Origin of the sequence: Thermincola ferriacetica (assembly GCF_001263415.1) — a bacterium.
Classification (GTDB): domain Bacteria; phylum Bacillota; class Thermincolia; order Thermincolales; family Thermincolaceae; genus Thermincola; species Thermincola ferriacetica.
Map to the genome: position 1 here is coordinate 1 of NZ_LGTE01000038.1, position 15,944 is coordinate 15,944.

The 15,944-nt window shown below is 46.6% G+C and carries 16 protein-coding genes and 2 riboswitches; of the genes, 11 read left to right on the plus strand and 5 right to left on the minus strand.

Annotation, left to right across the window (positions count from 1 at the left end; translation table 11 throughout):
- A partial coding sequence (locus tag Tfer_RS16840; RefSeq protein WP_207642459.1) for a hypothetical protein occupies positions 1–209 on the plus strand: 209 nt, incomplete at its 5' end.
- Here the strand turns inward: Tfer_RS16840 and Tfer_RS14985 are convergent.
- Positions 199–882 (minus strand): metal-dependent hydrolase, encoded by a 684-nt coding sequence (locus tag Tfer_RS14985; RefSeq protein WP_052219099.1) that lies wholly within the window; start codon positions 880–882, stop codon positions 199–201. The two genes, Tfer_RS16840 and Tfer_RS14985, sit on opposite strands and share 11 nt — an antisense overlap.
- Positions 883–978: 96 nt before the next feature.
- Between Tfer_RS14985 and Tfer_RS14990 the strand changes: the two genes are divergently transcribed.
- Positions 979–1,287: an MTH1187 family thiamine-binding protein gene (locus Tfer_RS14990; protein ID WP_013121175.1), complete on the plus strand. Its 309-nt coding sequence runs from the start codon at positions 979–981 to the stop codon at positions 1,285–1,287.
- Here Tfer_RS14990 and Tfer_RS14995 read toward each other — a convergent pair.
- The 3 genes from Tfer_RS14995 to Tfer_RS15005 all read right to left on the minus strand — a co-directional run bounded on the left by Tfer_RS14995 (position 1,284) and on the right by Tfer_RS15005 (position 2,704).
- Positions 1,284–1,751: a sporulation membrane protein YtrI gene (locus Tfer_RS14995; RefSeq protein ID WP_052219100.1), complete on the minus strand. Its 468-nt coding sequence runs from the start codon at positions 1,749–1,751 to the stop codon at positions 1,284–1,286. The two genes, Tfer_RS14990 and Tfer_RS14995, sit on opposite strands and share 4 nt — an antisense overlap.
- The gene (locus tag Tfer_RS15000; RefSeq protein ID WP_052219101.1) at positions 1,748–2,071 is read right to left on the minus strand and encodes a YtrH family sporulation protein; all 324 of its coding nucleotides are present in this window, start codon (positions 2,069–2,071) and stop codon (positions 1,748–1,750) included. The genes Tfer_RS14995 and Tfer_RS15000 overlap by 4 nt, the downstream gene beginning before the upstream one ends.
- Before the next feature lie 81 nt (positions 2,072–2,152).
- Positions 2,153–2,704, minus strand: coding sequence for a flavin reductase family protein (locus tag Tfer_RS15005; protein WP_052219102.1), 552 nt, complete (start codon positions 2,702–2,704; stop codon positions 2,153–2,155).
- Between the two features lie 285 nt (positions 2,705–2,989).
- Between Tfer_RS15005 and Tfer_RS15010 the strand changes: the two genes are divergently transcribed.
- Together Tfer_RS15010 and Tfer_RS15015 are read left to right on the plus strand one after the other, a co-directional pair.
- Positions 2,990–3,376: a PilZ domain-containing protein gene (locus Tfer_RS15010; RefSeq protein WP_052219103.1), complete on the plus strand. Its 387-nt coding sequence runs from the start codon at positions 2,990–2,992 to the stop codon at positions 3,374–3,376.
- A 59-nt stretch (positions 3,377–3,435) separates the two neighbouring features.
- Positions 3,436–3,558, plus strand: a riboswitch (cyclic di-GMP riboswitch).
- A 90-nt stretch (positions 3,559–3,648) separates the two neighbouring features.
- The gene (locus Tfer_RS15015; RefSeq protein ID WP_052219104.1) at positions 3,649–4,860 is read left to right on the plus strand and encodes an EAL and HDOD domain-containing protein; all 1,212 of its coding nucleotides are present in this window, start codon (positions 3,649–3,651) and stop codon (positions 4,858–4,860) included.
- A gap of 25 nt (positions 4,861–4,885) precedes the next feature.
- Here Tfer_RS15015 and Tfer_RS15020 read toward each other — a convergent pair whose 3' ends face one another.
- Positions 4,886–6,223, minus strand: coding sequence for a B12-binding domain-containing radical SAM protein (locus Tfer_RS15020; protein ID WP_052219105.1), 1,338 nt, complete (start codon positions 6,221–6,223; stop codon positions 4,886–4,888).
- A 215-nt stretch (positions 6,224–6,438) separates the two neighbouring features.
- Here Tfer_RS15020 and Tfer_RS15025 point away from each other — a divergent pair, with 215 nt between their 5' ends.
- From Tfer_RS15025 to pyk, 7 genes are all read left to right on the plus strand, one after another.
- The gene (locus Tfer_RS15025; protein WP_052219106.1) at positions 6,439–9,879 is read left to right on the plus strand and encodes a DNA polymerase III subunit alpha; all 3,441 of its coding nucleotides are present in this window, start codon (positions 6,439–6,441) and stop codon (positions 9,877–9,879) included.
- Positions 9,880–9,970: 91 nt separating this feature from the next.
- Complete coding sequence (gene mtrB, locus Tfer_RS15030) at positions 9,971–10,198, plus strand: trp RNA-binding attenuation protein MtrB (RefSeq protein WP_013121170.1); 228 nt, start codon at positions 9,971–9,973, stop codon at positions 10,196–10,198.
- A 158-nt stretch (positions 10,199–10,356) separates the two neighbouring features.
- A complete protein-coding gene (locus Tfer_RS15035) occupies positions 10,357–10,554 on the plus strand; it encodes a putative signal transducing protein (protein ID WP_013121169.1) in 198 nt (65 codons plus the stop codon).
- Between the two features lie 55 nt (positions 10,555–10,609).
- Complete coding sequence (gene accD, locus Tfer_RS15040) at positions 10,610–11,461, plus strand: acetyl-CoA carboxylase, carboxyltransferase subunit beta (protein WP_013121168.1); 852 nt, start codon at positions 10,610–10,612, stop codon at positions 11,459–11,461.
- A gap of 2 nt (positions 11,462–11,463) precedes the next feature.
- Positions 11,464–12,420 (plus strand): acetyl-CoA carboxylase carboxyltransferase subunit alpha, encoded by a 957-nt coding sequence (locus Tfer_RS15045; RefSeq protein WP_052219107.1) that lies wholly within the window; start codon positions 11,464–11,466, stop codon positions 12,418–12,420.
- A 47-nt stretch (positions 12,421–12,467) separates the two neighbouring features.
- A complete protein-coding gene (gene pfkA / locus Tfer_RS15050) occupies positions 12,468–13,430 on the plus strand; it encodes a 6-phosphofructokinase (protein WP_052219108.1) in 963 nt (320 codons plus the stop codon).
- Positions 13,431–13,570: 140 nt separating this feature from the next.
- Positions 13,571–15,322 (plus strand): pyruvate kinase, encoded by a 1,752-nt coding sequence (gene pyk, locus Tfer_RS15055; RefSeq protein WP_052219109.1) that lies wholly within the window; start codon positions 13,571–13,573, stop codon positions 15,320–15,322.
- A gap of 521 nt (positions 15,323–15,843) precedes the next feature.
- Positions 15,844–15,925, plus strand: a riboswitch (cyclic di-GMP riboswitch).
- The last annotated feature ends 19 nt before the right edge of the window (positions 15,926–15,944 follow it).

Sequence of the window (15,944 nt, forward strand, 5' to 3'; positions counted from 1 at the left end):
TGCGACTTGGTGGAGGGCGGGTAGACAGTGTTAACGACAGTGAGGGCTTGAAATCGCTGTTTCCGGCATGGACGCCGGAAACAGCGATTTCAACTGAACGGAGTTTCACACTGTCTCCGCCCGTAACCTTGGAGCAACGGTTGTTTTACCTCCATAGCGGTATTTCTTTTTTGCAGTACAACAGCATATACGCTTTTTTTAAATATTGATGGATTCGCCCGGTTGTAATATAATTACCGGTATGCCGGTTTCCCTTTCCACCGTTTCCTGAAATTGTTTCGGGTTTTGGTTAATTAATTCCCAGGTGTTGTAGTGCATAGGAATTACTTTTTTCGGCCTAAGCATGCGCACAGCCTCCAGGGCATCCCGGGGGCCCATAGTAAAATTGTCCCCGATAGGTAGTAAAGCATAATCAATGACATGCAGCCGACCGATCAATTCCATATCCCCGAATAAACCCGTATCTCCGGCGTGATAAATAGTCTTGCCGTTGATGGTAATCAGGAAACCGCAAGGATTGCCCAGATACTGGGCCGGCGAAGAACCAATGGAGCTGCCGTGTAGCGCCATGGTAAGTTTTACAGTGAATTTGCCAAAATCATGGCTGCCCCCAATATGCATGCCATGGGCCTGCACACCTTTATCAGCACAATATTTGGCTATTTCAGCTACGGAGATAACAGTTGCGGAATTTTTCGCCGCAATCTCCAGAGTATCACCGAAATGGTCAAAATGGCCGTGGGTTATCAGGATCCAGCCGGCATTCACATCATTGACGGAACACGGAGCAGTAGGGTTATCGGTGATGAAAGGATCAACAGCCAGCCGTACCTCCCCGGCTTCCAGCAGGAAAGCGGCATGTCCTAAAAATTTAAGTTGCAATTTCATCACTCCTTGCTAAAGTTATAATTGAAGTTGATATAAAAAATATTATTTGCGGATAAAAATATTAATGTTTCAGAGAAGGAGGCAACAAAAATGGCAGTAGTAGAATTAACGGTGGTTCCTTTGGGTACCGGGTCGCCGAGCATTAGTAAATATGTGGCCGGATGCCTGGAACTAATCAAAAGGAAGGAAAACGTAAAATATCAGCTTACCCCCATGGGAACCATTTTGGAAGGGGATCTAACGGATATTCTGGAGCTTGTCCGCCAGGTCCATGAAGTTCCTTTTGGCAAAGGGGCTCAGCGAGTTATTACAACGGTGAAAATAGATGACCGAAGGGACAGGGAGTTAACCATGGAGGGCAAATTGCAATCTGTTTACAGTAAGATGGAAAAAGTTTAAGGATATTGACCGGCTTTGATGTCATCGTCCGGCACGATGTAAACAAGAATACGTTCTGAAACCAATACCGCTTTTACCCGCAGGGTATAAGCGGTTTTATCAATTTCCGTGACTCTGTTGTCTAGAATATTGCTTACCAGAATAGGGTCGATGTTTTCAACTTCTTTTCCGACTAATTCCTGCAACATGCCTTTGGCAAAGTCTTCAATTTCCAGGCGGATATATTTTTCATCGTGGAGAACATGAATTTTTATTTCTTTAACCAGGCTCTCCTGTCTTAAATCCAGTTCCGCCTGAAGGGATTCTATCTGTCTCTCCTGGTCTGCTACCTTATCCTGCAGGCTTTGGATTTCCAGGTAAGCTTTTTCCAGGTGCCGGCCTGTGATCAGGTTGGTAACTGAGGCTCCTGTAACCAGTCCCAAAAAGAAAAGAGCCACCAATCTCAAGCCTGTTGCTGTTTTCATTGATGGCTACCAAGTGCGGAAATAATGATATATCCCAGGTGGGCCCCCGTAAAGGCCCCCAGGATAAACAACAACTGTTTGGCAACAGCCCGCACTTCTCCCTCCAATATGCCTGATTCCAGTATATGCAGGGAATCGAAGGTTCCGCCGATGGCGGCAACTATAGCCCAGATTTTTATTTCTCTGGCCAGTTTTAACATGACCCTTTGCGGACCATGGCCTGTCAAAAGAGCTGACAGAGACCCGATAATCGATCCGCCGAGCATCAAACCCAAAGCTGTAAAGAAAATAAAAAGAAGTTTGGCGCTGAAACGTTCCATGGTATCCCCTTTTGAGATTTACAGTGCCTTTTTGTTTATTGTTATTTTCTATACTTTCTTATTATGCCGTCCGGCGACTAATTATTTTTTGGAATACCCGTAAGTGCCGATTTTATCGGAAATAACCCGGTAATCACGGAGACAGAAGCCATAGGGTTTGATTTTATCCAGGTTTGGATTACCCTGTTCATCAAGTACATCCTCATTGAAGTGAACAGCTAATACCTCTGCAATGAATACATCATGGCTGCCCAGGTTAATGGTTTGTTTTACGCCGCATTCAATGTTTACGGGGCATTCTCTTATTAGCGGGGCTTTAACGCGGGATGCCGGCACAGGGGTTAACCCTGTTTCCTTAAACTTATCCACATTTTTTCCTGATGTTATTCCGCAGTAATCAACCAGTTTTGCCTGGTCGGCGGACGGAATATTGATAACATATTCCTGTGTTTGTTTAATTAAGTGATGGGAGTGCCTGCTGGGCTGAACACTGATGTAGACCATGGGTGGTACGCTGTTGATGATACCTGTCCAGGCGATTGTAATAATGTTTGGTGGGTTGTCTCCGCAGGTCACCATGACCGTTGGTACGGGGAATAGAACCGTTGAAGGTTTGACAGTGACTTTGCTCATAAAATACCTCCTTTTATTGTGACAAATTGTTGTGACAAAAATTCGGTTTTGGCGGCGATTAAATCATTGTTTCCATTTTGTCACAGTTTTAGTTTACCACAGAAAAATCCATTTTAAAATGCGCGGGGGAAAACAATTTTTCGATAGGGGTGAAATGTTTCTACATAATAATGACAGGAAATTATCTCTGTTTGTTGAATAAAACCAATTACGGTTAAAAATTTGATAAAACCTGTTGGAAGCAAACTATTTATGTGATTACCGGTCCTTTGGGGTGAGGTTTCTTTGGATTTTGGTGAGTATACACAGGATAACAGAAGATTCTACCGGGTCAAAATTAATAAAAAAGTAATTTGTAGGTTTTTGGGTGAGGAGGGTAACCGGTTCAAGCTTTTGTCAATGGTGGGCATGGAAGTTGTACTGCTTAACTTGAGCCCTGCCGGCGCCTGCATTACCTGCGAAGGCAGTATCAGCGCCTGCGCAGTGCGGAGAAATAACCTTATTGAAATTGACATCCCCATAACTGACCGGGTGATTAAATTGACGGGCCGGGTGATTTGGTTTAAAAAGACGGAAACAGGGGTAAAGGCAGGCATAAGTTTTGAAAGAATACCTGCAGAGGATAATGACATGCTCTTGCGCTACCTCCGGGAGGAATTAAGGTTTCAATAAGAAAATTTACTAAACTATGGAAGGAATTTCCCAAGAGTTGGCGAAAACAATAAAGAGCTGATAATATTGGGCAAACCCGTACGAAAGACGGGGGCGCAAAGCCGTGGGTCTAAGAATTAGTGACCAGTGGCCGATGACTATGTGGCTACTGACCACTGATTTATGACAGCCTGGTTGCCGCATGATGCGAAAACCCCTTGCTGTCAAAGGGGTTTTTTTAATATGGAATATATTTCTTCTTTTTCGGGGAGGGGCCCCTGCGAGGGAATAAGATGGATGTATTTGTTGCCAGACAGCCAATTTTTGACAGACAGCAGAAAGTGTGCGGCTACGAACTTCTGTACCGGATGAGTACAGAAAATCAATACATCTGCGCCAATGGGGACCGGGCCACGTCTGACGTAATTGCTAACAGCTTTTTGCTCATTGGTCTTGAAACGCTGACTGGTGGAAAAAAGGCCTATATTAACTTTACAGAGAATCTGTTAAAGACCGGCCTGCCGACCAATCTTCCGCCGAATATGGTGGCTGTGGAAATACTGGAAGATGTGGAACACTGTGAAGAAATAATTGCGGCCTGCCGCAAACTCAAAAAAATGGGATTTACCATAGTACTGGATGATTTTGTAGTGAACGGGTGCAGCGAACCTTTACTGGAGTTTGCCGACATTGTTAAAATCGATTTTGTGAATACGACTCCGGCACAAAGAAAAAACATCATAAGGAAAGTGGGCTTCGGGAAAATAGAGTTCCTGGCCGAAAAGGTAGAAACACGGGAGGATTTTGAACAAGCTCTGGAAATGGGTTACTCTTATTTCCAGGGATATTTCTTCAGCAAGCCGGTGATTATGTCCTGCAGGGACGTGCCCGTTTATAAGCTGAACTACCTACGCATCCTGCAGGAGGTTAACAGGCCGGATATGGACTTCGGGAGCCTGGATAGTATTGTCAAGAGGGATGTATCCCTGTCCTATAAACTACTGAAGTTTATCAATTCCGCCGCTTTCGGTTTCAGAACAAAAATAACCTCCACTAGGCATGCCCTGGTAATGCTGGGTATTAATGAAATAAAAAAATGGGTATCTTTGATAGCACTTCATAATCTGGCAGAGGATAAACCGGACGAGATTATGACCTGTTCAGTAATCAGGGCCCGGTTGGGGGAGTTGGTTGCCCCCAAAATAGGGCTGCGGGGTTGTGAATCAGACTTGTTTATGATGGGGCTATTTTCTATGATTGACGTACTGATCAGCAGGCCTATGTCCGTCATACTGGCCGACCTGCCTATATGTGACCAGGTTAAGACAGCGTTGCTGGGCCAAGCCTGCCGTTATTACGATGTGTTAACTATGATAAAGGCTTATGAAAAAGCGGATTGGGCCACCTTTTTCAGGTATGCCGAGGATTTTGGCCTGAATGAAAATGAAATGCCTGAACTGTATGTTCAGGCTCTGGAGTGGACTAATAATTTTCTTGTTGTTTGATAAAACTGCCGTTTCCAATATCCAATTATCTTTTCATCCAATCCCGATCATTGCCTACTTTTACGTTAAAAATTCTCTTGACATTTCTGGAGAAATTACCAAATTTGTCAAATGCATTATAAAGCATTTGTAGTCTGACGTCGTCCAGGTTGTAGGCATATCCCAAAGAATTACCTCTATATTTTTGGGTTTTTTTCATGTATTGTTCTACTTCTGTTCCCGCAAGGGGAATGAGCTTTGACGCCAGGTTAAATTTAAGCTTACTTATTGGCATCGTTCGTGTTGCCTTTTTGATAAACGCCATATTTTCTCGAAATTCCCTGATGGTTATCCTGTCATCAAAGGTTATAAATCCCATAATTACTATGAAATCAAGCCTGCCCAATATTTCCAAAGCTTTTATGTTTTCTTCCACGGTAATATCTTTCTTGAAACGGTCGAGCATGGTTTGGGAACCTGACTCCACTCCCAGAAAAACTTTGCTTAATCCTGCTCTCTTTAAAATTGCAAACAACTCTTCATCCACATCATCCGGTCTGCACTGAATAGATAAGCGCAAATCCAAATTTCTTTTCAAAATTTCCTCGGCAATTTCCCTGGCTCTGTGAAAACCATGCCCCTTACCTCCGACAAAATTGGCATCATTAAATTCAATATTTCTTACTCCGTATTCGTTATACAGCACGTCTATTTCTTCCATTACATTTTCGCTGCTTCTAAGCCGGTATTTTGGCCCAAATTTCGAGTAAAAAGGGATAACACTGCAAAAACTGCAGCGGCCGTAACAGCCGCGAGAACTGAGCATTGTGGCGAAACCCAGCCTTTTCAATACTTCCGGAAGACTATCCCTTGCAGGAAAGGGTAAGGAATCCAAGTCTTTAATGAGCGGTCGGGGTTCGTTGGTAACAATTTTGTCATTTTCCCGATAGGCGATGCCTCTTATTTTTCGCCAGTCTCTACCGTGCAGTACTGTTTTGGCCAGTTCAACGAAGGTATGCTCCCCTTCGCCCAGGACTACTGAATCGATAGCGGGAAACATATGCATTATTTCCTCGTAACAAAAAGTGGGATATATACCACCAATGGTTATATGGGTATCTAACCCTTCGCTTTTCAGGGCGGTTATAAAATCGAAAGCCAGGTCCGCGCTGTCCTGAAAAGGTATGCTGATACCTAGTATTTCGGAAGAAAAATTTTTGACTTGCTGCAAGGCTTGGGGTACTGTCCAGGTTGGCATATTCAATATTTTAACTGTAATGCCTTTTTCTCTGAGACAGGCTGCCAGATAACCCAGTCCCAGATGTTCGAATGCCTCGTTTATCCTCGAAGGAGGATTAATCAATAATACATCGTAGCGCTCCATAAACCTTCTCCTTAAACAATATAAATAATGTAAATACCAATACATGATATGTGAATTAACAGAGGAACGAAACCATTAATTTTTGCGGGTATCAATTAACCTGCAAAGCTGATTTTGCAGATTGATTGATGCCTATACTTATCTCAGGGCAAAATGAAGGAAATACTCCAAGTGAAGCGAATTTCTTAGGCAAAGGTTCTACACAGGGGGTTATCATGGCTGCTGATTTTATCCACCTCCATGTTCATACAGAATACTCTCTCTTAGACGGTGCAGCCCGCATCAGGGACCTGGTGTCCGCTGCCGCCGAAAAGGGGATGAAGGCCCTGGCTGTTACCGACCATGGGTCTATGTTCGGGGTTATTGATTTTTACAAAGCCTGCAAGAAGGCCGGGATCAAGCCTATTCTGGGCTGTGAAGTTTACGTGGCACCTCGTTCCATGGACGACCGGGAGCCGGGACGGGATGACGCCAACTACCACCTGGTTCTTTTGGCAGAAAACGAAACAGGGTATAAGAATCTCCTGCACATCGTTTCTGAAGCCTATACCCGCGGCTTCTACTATAAACCGCGCACCGATAAGGCGGCCCTGCGCAAGCACAGTGAAGGGTTGATTGCCTTAAGCGCTTGCCTTGGCGGTGAAATTGCCACGGCTATTGTAAACGGCCAGTCTGACAAGGCCCGGGCCGCGGCCAGGGAATATGAAGATATATTTGGCAAAGGGAACTTTTTCCTGGAACTACAGGACCATGGCCTAGAAAATCAGCGCATGGTCAATATGGAACTGGTCAAAATCGGCCGGGAACTGAATATTCCCCTGGTTGTCACTAATGACGTCCATTACGTGCGGAAAAGCGATGCCGAGGTGCAGGATGTCTTACTCTGCATTGGTACAGGGCGGACCATGGAAGATGCAGACCGCATGGAATTCGGCACTTCGGAATTCTACCTGAAGGATGCCCGGGAAATGGCCCTGCTGGCGGGAGAATACCCTGAGGCTTTGGCCAATACTGTCAATATAGCGGCACGGTGTAATGTGGAGTTTGATTTTAGCCAAAACTATCTTCCGGATTACATGATTCCCGAAGGGCATACGGTTGAGTCTTATTTGCGCCAGTTATGCCTGGATGGCTTGAAAAAGCGCTATCCCAACGCCGGGGAAGAAGTCCGCAGGCGGCTGGAATATGAGCTACAGGTCATTAACGACATGGGTTTCCCCGGTTACTTCTTAATCGTTTGGGATTTTGTGCGTTTTGCGCGGGAAAAAGGGATTCTGGTGGGACCGGGGCGGGGAAGCGCCGCAGGGAGTTTAGTGGCTTATACTCTGGGGATAACCAACATCGACCCCTTAAAATACGACCTTCTTTTTGAGCGGTTTCTGAACCCTGAACGGGTAACTATGCCGGATATTGATATCGATTTTTGTTATGAGAAGCGGGAAGAAGTTATCCGTTACGTTATAGAACGTTATGGGGCCGACAGGGTAGCCCAGATCATCACTTTTGGAACCATGGCAGCGCGGGCGGCCATTAGGGATGTGGGCAGGGCCTTGAATATGCCCTATGCAGAGGTAGACCGGGTAGCTAAGATGATTCCCGGGGAACTGGGCATGACTCTGGACAAGGCTCTGGAAGCAAGCCCCGAATTGCGGGAGCTTTATGAAACAGAACCAAAGGTACGCAAGCTGATAGACATGGCCCGGGCTATCGAAGGCATGCCGCGACATGCCTCCACCCATGCGGCGGGGGTCGTTATCGGGAGAGAACCCCTGACCCGTTATCTGCCCTTGTATAGGTCTTCTGATGGGGTGGTGACCACCCAGTTTGCCAAGGAGACTGTCGAGGAAATCGGCCTGCTGAAAATGGACTTGCTGGGCTTGCGTACCTTGACGGTAATTGGAGATGCAGTGAATATCATTAAGCATACCACTGGTGATGAAATTGATATAGACAATATTCCCCTTGACGACCGGGCCACATATGAAATGCTGGGCCGGGGAGATGCCATCGGTGTTTTCCAGTTGGAAAGTTCGGGCATGCGGGCTATCTTGAAGGAACTAAAGCCCGAAGTTCTGGATGATATTATCGCCCTCGTTGCCTTGTACCGCCCGGGCCCGTTAGGCAGCGGCATGGTGGAAGATTTCATCCGCCGCAAGCACGGGCAGAGTGAAATCAAGTACCTGCACCCGGCGTTGGAGCCAATTTTAAAGGATACCTACGGCGTTATCCTTTACCAGGAACAGGTCATGCGGATTGCTAGCGACTTGGCCGGTTTTACCCTGGGCGAAGCAGACCTGTTGCGGCGGGCCATGGGCAAGAAAAAACCGGAGGTAATTGCCGGGCTCCGGAACCAGTTTATTGAAGGGGCCCGGAAAAACAACATTGAAGAAACTATTGCCGGGCAGATTTTTGACCTGATGGAATACTTTGCCGGCTACGGGTTTAACAAAAGCCACTCGGCGGCTTACGCCCTGGTGTCTTACCAGACGGCTTACCTGAAGGCCAATTACCCCGTGCCTTACATGGCGGCCCTGCTGACCAGCGTGGCCGGCAGCAGCGACAAAGTGGCCGTCTATATCGAGGAATGCAAACGTATGGGTATAGATATACTCCCTCCGGATATCAATGAATCCCTTGTAAATTTCACTGTGGTAGGAGATAAAATCAGGTTTGGGTTGGCGGCGGTAAAGAATGTGGGGCGCCATGCCATTGAGCATATTATAGCTGTGCGCAGCAAAAAGAAGTTTGCCTCCCTGCTGGATTTCTGTGAGCGGGCCGAGCACCGGGTAGTTACCAAGCGGGTGATTGAAAGCCTGATCAAAGGAGGCGCTTTTGATTCTCTGACGGGCAACCGCCGGCAGTTGCTGGAGGGTTTGGACAGATGCCTGGAATGGGCGGCCAAAAGGCAAAAAGACCTTTCCACCGGCCAGATATCTTTATTTGATGTATATGAAGGCAACAGCAGTTTTGGCGGAGAGGTTCCGCTGCCTCCGGTACCGGATTTTCCGCAGCATGAATTACTGGCCATGGAAAAGGAAATGCTCGGGTTGTATATAAGCGGCCACCCACTGGAACAGTATCGCCGGGAACTGGCGGAAAAAACGACGGCCACTACCGCCCAATTAGTGGAGATGCAGGACCAGGAGGAAGTTGTTATTGGCGGTATTATTGCCGGTATGCGGAAAATTACCACCAGACGGGGAGAAACCATGCTATTTATGAACCTGGAGGACTTGGTAGGCAGTGTGGAAGTGATTGTCTTTCCAAAGGTCTATCAGCAGTTCCGGGCCATGATATATCCTGATGCCATTCTTTTTATTCGCGGTCGTATTAACCAGGGAGATGAGGAAGTAAAGGTTATTGCCGAGCAAATAATGAATCCGGCTACCGGACTTTTATCGGAAATATACCTGAAAATTCCGTCTGCCGGCGATGCGGCCCTCATGGACCGGTTGAAGAGTGTCATGCGCCGTTACCGGGGCAGCCACCCTGTTATGCTATATTTTACTGACACCCGGAAAATGATTAAAACCAAGACCGAATGGTGGCTAAACCCCCTGCCGGAAGCATTGGCCGAACTTACAGACCTGCTGGGCGAGGGATCGGTATTGGTGAAAGAAAAAGAAGATAGCGGCGGCAGTGCCCTGCCTGTTTAGCTACCGGAAGGAAAAGAAAGACCTGCTTTATTGCAAATTAATTAATATTATGGTATTATATGCTTGCAATTTTAGGAGAGGTGATAAAAGCATGACCGATGCTGAAATAACCGGCGACTATATAGTTGTGAAGGCATTAGAAAACGGGGTTACCATTATCGGATTGACCAGAGGCCATGATACCAAGTTTCATCATACAGAGAAACTTGACAAGGGTGAAGTAATGATTGCCCAGTTCACCGAGCATACTTCCGCGATGAAAATAAGGGGAAAGGCCCAGATATTAACGAAGCACGGTGCGGTTGAGTCCGGTATATAACTGTCTCGTATGTCCAGGGCGTTTTGGCTCTGGACATCACTGTTTTGATTGAATTATATTTGTTTAAAAAGGAAGGAATCTAGATAATACTAGTCGAAAGGACTGTATTGGGGCAATCGTACTCTTTTACCGTATTATTTGAAGGAGGCCGAGGATTGATGTGGACAGTTGTTTATATTGCGCCAAATCGAAATGTTGCCGAATCCCTGAAAACAGTTCTGGCATCTGAAGGGTTGTTGGTCATGTTACGTCCGATAGGCGTGCCTCATTTAGGGGAATTTGGCGCAGTAGAAATTTTGGTCCCGGAATCCGAAGTGGAAGAAGCAATGGAAATTTTGAACTCCTCAGTCAGATAAACATCTGTTTGTCCTGACGTTTCGTTTCTGGAAAGCAGAGGTGTGTATAAACAATATGCTTAAGGATTTATTTCGAAAGCCCAAATATGTAACTGTTCATGCCGATACCGATAAAAAGGATATACCCGAAGGCTTATGGCAAAAATGTCCCCAGTGCAATGAAATACTTTATACTAAAGAACTGGGGAAATTGGCCGGGATATGCCCCAAGTGTAAATACCATTTTCGCCTGGGGGCCAGGGAACGCCTGGCTATAACTGTTGATGAAGGTACCTTTGTCGAATTTGCAGCAGATTTACAACCGGCTAACCCTTTAAATTTCCCCGGTTACCCTGAAAAGATTACTGCTGCCCGGGAAAAAACGGGATTAAATGAAGCTATCGTTGTTGGTACTGCGAAAATCGAAGGGCATCCGACCGTTATAGGAGTAATGGATGCCAACTTCATTATGGGCAGTATGGGTTCCGTGGTAGGAGAAAAAGTAACCAGAGCTATTGAAAAGGCCATTGAGGAAAAACTTCCCCTTATTATGTTCTGCGCTTCCGGTGGAGCGCGGATGCAGGAAGGCATACTTTCCCTTATGCAGATGGCGAAAACCAGTGCTGCTTTAAACAAGATGGCGGCTGCCGGGCTGCTGTATATTACTGTTCTCACAGACCCAACAACCGGCGGCGTTACAGCCAGTTTTGCTTCTTTAGGGGATATTATCATTGGGGAACCGGGGGCCTTAATTGGTTTTGCCGGCCCACGGGTTATCGAGCAGGCTATCAAGAAAAAACTGCCCGAAGGTTTTCAGACTTCTGAATTTCTTTTGGAGCACGGGTTTGTAGATATTGTTGTACCCCGGTCCAACATGAAGCAAACTTTAGCCGGCCTGTTAGAGTTACATAAAGGCGGAGGGGCTTAAACATGGCAAATGTTTTGGAGTTTGAGAAACCGCTAGTCGAACTGGAAGCAAAAATAGAAGAGCTCAAAAACTTCAGCAATGAAAAGGGCATAGATTTAAGCGATGAAATCAGGACTCTGGAAAACAAAGCCCAGGCCCTGAAACAATCCATTTACGGAAACCTTACGGCTTGGCAGAAGGTACAGATAGCCCGGCATGTTGAGCGGCCTACTGCTTTGGATTACATAAATAATTTGATAGAAGGGTTTATCGAGCTGCATGGCGATAGGTATTTCGGCGACGACAAAGCCATTGTGGGCGGTATTGGAAAATTTAACGGCCGGCCCGTAACAGTTCTGGGCAATGTAAAGGGCAAGGATACCAAGGAAAACATTATGCGCAACTTTGGTTATGCCCACCCGGAAGGAAACCGCAAGGCTCTGCGGTTGATGCAGCAGGCGGAAAAATTTAACCGGCCGGTTCTGACTTTCGTGGATACTCCCGGCGCATACTGCGGTACAGGGGCAGAGGAAAGAGGGCAGGCCGAGGCCATTGCCAAAAACCTGTTCCACATGATTAGTCTGAAGGTACCTATTATTGTAACGATAATCGGGGAAGGCGGTAGTGGCGGAGCCCTGGCCATTGGCCTGGGGGACCGCACTCTGATGCTGGAATATGCTATTTTCTCCATTATTTCGCCGGAATCCTTTGCCTCCATCCTTTGGAAGGATGCCGGCAGAGCCCAGGAAGCGGCGGAAGTCATGAAACTTACTGCGCCGCATTTACTGGAAATGGGAATTGTCGATAAAATTGTTGCCGAGCCCTTGGGCGGTGCCCATAAGGATCCGGGCAAGATGTATGTCACCCTGAAGGACGCTATTGCCGAAAGCCTTGCAGAAGTAGCAGGCATATCAACGGAAACCATGTTGGAACAGCGCTATCAAAAGTTTCGCAGCATAGGTCAAGTTATATCTGGATAAAATAATTCAGGATACCTTCGGGTAAACTTTACCGAGGAGGAAAGGCCTTGAAGAGAATTGGAGTCTTGACCAGCGGCGGAGATGCGCCGGGCATGAATGCAGCTATCCGGGCAGTTGTGCGCAAAGGTATTTTTGAAGGGCTGGAAGTTGTTGGTATCAAACGCGGGTACGCCGGTTTGATTAACGGTGAGTTTGTGGATATGAATCTGGGTTCCGTGGCTGATATTATTCAGCGGGGCGGTACCATTCTGCGGACTGCCCGTTCCGAGGAATTCCGTACTGTAGAAGGCAGGCGTCGTGCTTATGCCAATATGCAGGAACAGGGTATTGAAGGACTGATAGTTATTGGCGGGGACGGTTCTTTCCGCGGTGCCCAAATTTTTAGCCAAGAACATGGCGTCAAGGTAATCGGCATACCGGGCACTATAGATAATGACATTCCCTGCAGTGATTATTCTATCGGTTTTGATACCTCTGTGAATACAGTGGTGGATGCCATAAACAAAATTCGTGATACGGCTACTTCCCATGAGCGTACTTACGTAATCGAGGTTATGGGCAGGCACGCGGGGTATATAGCCCTGGAAGCAGGCTTGGCCGGAGGCGCGGAATCAATTTTGATTCCCGAAATCCCTTTCAGTATCGATGAGATTATTGAAAAACTGCACCGGGGGCAGAAAAGAGGAAAATTGCACAGCATCATAGTAGTTGCGGAAGGTGCTGCCAGCGGTATTGAAATAGGAAAGCAGATCAAAGAAAAAACGGGGTTTGATACCAAGGTGACCATTCTTGGCCATCTCCAAAGGGGAGGTACGCCTACGGCCTTTGACCGGGTGCTGGCCAGCCGGATGGGCGCTTTGGCTGTTGATTTGATAAAAGCCGGGGAGAGCGGGAAGATGATTGCCCGCCAGCATAACGACTTAGTGGCCGTTGACTTTGATTGTGCTTTAAGCGAAAAACGGACTATCGACCATTCTGTTTATGAGCTGGCCGGCATACTGGCAATTTAAACAAAGCGGGGATGAAACCTTATGGGTTTTTATCCCCGTTCTTTTCAATATTTAGGAAATTATGCTTTCAGGTAAAATTGTGGAAAAACTCAAAGCATGATTTTAAAGAATAAATGTTTTTGGTAAGGAGGATCCGTAAGGTGAGGAAAACTAAAATAGTTTGTACTATCGGCCCAGCCAGTGAATCTGTGGAGAAACTTGTCCAACTGATAGAAAAAGGCATGAATGTGGCCCGGCTGAATTTCTCCCACGGTACCCATGCAGAGCATCTGGCGAGGGTAAAAAACATAAGGGAAGCAGCGGCCAAAACAGGGACTGTTATTGCGATTATGCTTGATACCAAGGGGCCTGAGATCCGGACCGGTGTTTTGAAGACAGAAAAGATACGCCTGGTTAACGGCCGCAAGATAAAACTAACCCCTAAAGAAGTGGAAGGAACAGAGGAACTCCTGTCTTTAAGCTATCCTGATTTAACAAAGGATGTGGCACCCGGCGACCGGATCCTGATAGCTGACGGCCTGGTGGAATTGCGAGTGGAAAAAGTAGTAGATGATTATGTAGAATGCCTGATTGTAAACGGAGGCGAAATTGGCAGCCGGAAAAATGTGAACATCCCGGGGGTGAAGGTTAAACTGCCTTCCATTACGGAAAAAGATGTGGAAGACATCAACTTTGCCGTGGAACACGGTTTCGACTTTATCGCTGCATCTTTTGTGCGGACGGCAGGTGACGTGCTGGCCATCAGGAGGATCCTGGAAGAGAAGGATGCCGACATATCCATTATTGCTAAAATTGAAAGCCGTCAGGGCATGGAGAACATAGACGAAATACTGAAAGTAGCCGACGGCATAATGGTGGCGCGGGGCGATCTGGGGGTAGAGATCCCCACCGAAGAAGTCCCCCTGGTGCAGAAGATGATTATAGAAAAATGTAACCGGGCCGGCAAACCGGTTATTACTGCCACTCAGATGCTTGAATCCATGGTGCATAACCCCCGGCCTACCAGGGCTGAAGCTACGGATATCGCCAACGCCATTTTTGACGGGACCGATGCCATCATGCTGTCGGGCGAAACGGCAGCAGGCGAGTTCCCGGTGGAGGCTGTGGAAATAATGGCCAGGATAGCCCAACGTACAGAAGTCGCGCTGCGGTACAAAGAGCTTTCAATAAAACGGGAAGCGTCCCCGCTGCGCACTGTTACCGATGCCATCAGCCACGCCACCTGTACTACGGCTTTTGACTTAGGAGCTGCGGCCATCATAACTTCCACCAAATCAGGGTACACAGCCCGGATGGTTTCCAAATACCGGCCCCATGCTCCGATCATTGCTGTGACGCCAAAGATGAGCGTGGTGCGCAAGTTGAACCTGGTCTGGGGCGTATATCCATTATTGGTCGCGGAAACGACAGGTACTGACGAAATGATCGCCGAGGCTATCCAAACATCGCTGGCAGCCAATTTGATTAAATGCGGCGACCTGGTAGTCATTACCGCCGGTGTTCCGGTGGGGGTTCCGGGGACAACCAACCTGCTCAAGGTGCATATCGTGGGCGATGTGGTGCTCAGGGGAGCCGGTATCGGCGCCCGGGCCGTAACGGGGAAAGTAAAAATAGTGAAAAACGCCAGAGAAGCCCTGCAGCGAATTGAGCCGGGTGACATTATGGTTACTAACAGCACGGAAAAGGAATTTGTACCGGCTATCGAAAAATGTGCCGCCATAATAACGGAAGTAGGAGGTCTGACCTCTCACGCCGCGATCGTGGGCCTGAACCTGGGTATCCCGGTGGTGGTGGGGGCCGACGGCGCTACATCTATTCTGGAGGACGGCCAAACCGTCACTGTGGACGGTATGCGCGGTTTAGTTTACCGTGGCGCTGCCCGGGTTCTTTAAAACTGGCATCTTTCGGTGAAAAAAGAGGTTATATTTGTGAAAACAAAAATTCCTACCCGGATGCATTGCAAACGGGCAGGAATTTTTTGTGTGGTGCCTGGTGTAACATATGCACATTTATAGAAGAATAACATATAACTTATTTCTAAAAATGTAGCATACCAAAAATTACTATACATATTTTATACGACGAAAAAATAATTAATCCTGCTAATTAGTGACATATTTATTAAAAATAGTTTCTTATCAAACATATTTCTACATATTGTGCTTTAACAATACCTTGCGAGTATAGATATGGCCAAATTATCCAAGAAAAACAGCTCACCTTATTGGTCATTATTGGTAGTAAAAGAACTGAATATCACTGTTTATGGATGAGTGCTCAGACCTGCTAATAACGGTCCAGGACTGTGTTTAGAGGCTTTATCCATTTACTTTTACAAGAAAATAAAGTTACTAATTTAATGTAACATTTTTAGAATTATGTATCATTAAAACTTTGGTCAACAAATCTTAAATTCATAGTAGGGCAAACTGTCGAAAGACAGGGACGCAAAGCCAAGGGCCTAAGGCACTGGCGTAGTTATCGTAGTTAATAACCAGAGATTACTTTTCCGTG

Bases quoted from the DNA above. Each gene is read 5' to 3' on its own strand.
- Tfer_RS15045 (WP_052219107.1), top strand. From the start codon at position 11,464: ATGGCAAATGTTTTGGAGTTTGAGAAACCGCTAGTCGAACTGGAAGCA.
- mtrB (WP_013121170.1), top strand. From the start codon at position 9,971: ATGACCGATGCTGAAATAACCGGCGACTATATAGTTGTGAAGGCATTA.
- Tfer_RS15005 (WP_052219102.1), bottom strand. From the start codon at position 2,704: ATGAGCAAAGTCACTGTCAAACCTTCAACGGTTCTATTCCCCGTACCA.
- Tfer_RS15015 (WP_052219104.1), top strand. From the start codon at position 3,649: ATGGATGTATTTGTTGCCAGACAGCCAATTTTTGACAGACAGCAGAAA.
- Tfer_RS14995 (WP_052219100.1), bottom strand. From the start codon at position 1,751: ATGAAAACAGCAACAGGCTTGAGATTGGTGGCTCTTTTCTTTTTGGGA.
- Tfer_RS15000 (WP_052219101.1), bottom strand. From the start codon at position 2,071: ATGGAACGTTTCAGCGCCAAACTTCTTTTTATTTTCTTTACAGCTTTG.
- Tfer_RS15020 (WP_052219105.1), bottom strand. From the start codon at position 6,223: ATGGAGCGCTACGATGTATTATTGATTAATCCTCCTTCGAGGATAAAC.
- Tfer_RS15035 (WP_013121169.1), top strand. From the start codon at position 10,357: ATGTGGACAGTTGTTTATATTGCGCCAAATCGAAATGTTGCCGAATCC.
- Tfer_RS15025 (WP_052219106.1), top strand. From the start codon at position 6,439: ATGGCTGCTGATTTTATCCACCTCCATGTTCATACAGAATACTCTCTC.
- Tfer_RS14990 (WP_013121175.1), top strand. From the start codon at position 979: ATGGCAGTAGTAGAATTAACGGTGGTTCCTTTGGGTACCGGGTCGCCG.
- accD (WP_013121168.1), top strand. From the start codon at position 10,610: ATGCTTAAGGATTTATTTCGAAAGCCCAAATATGTAACTGTTCATGCC.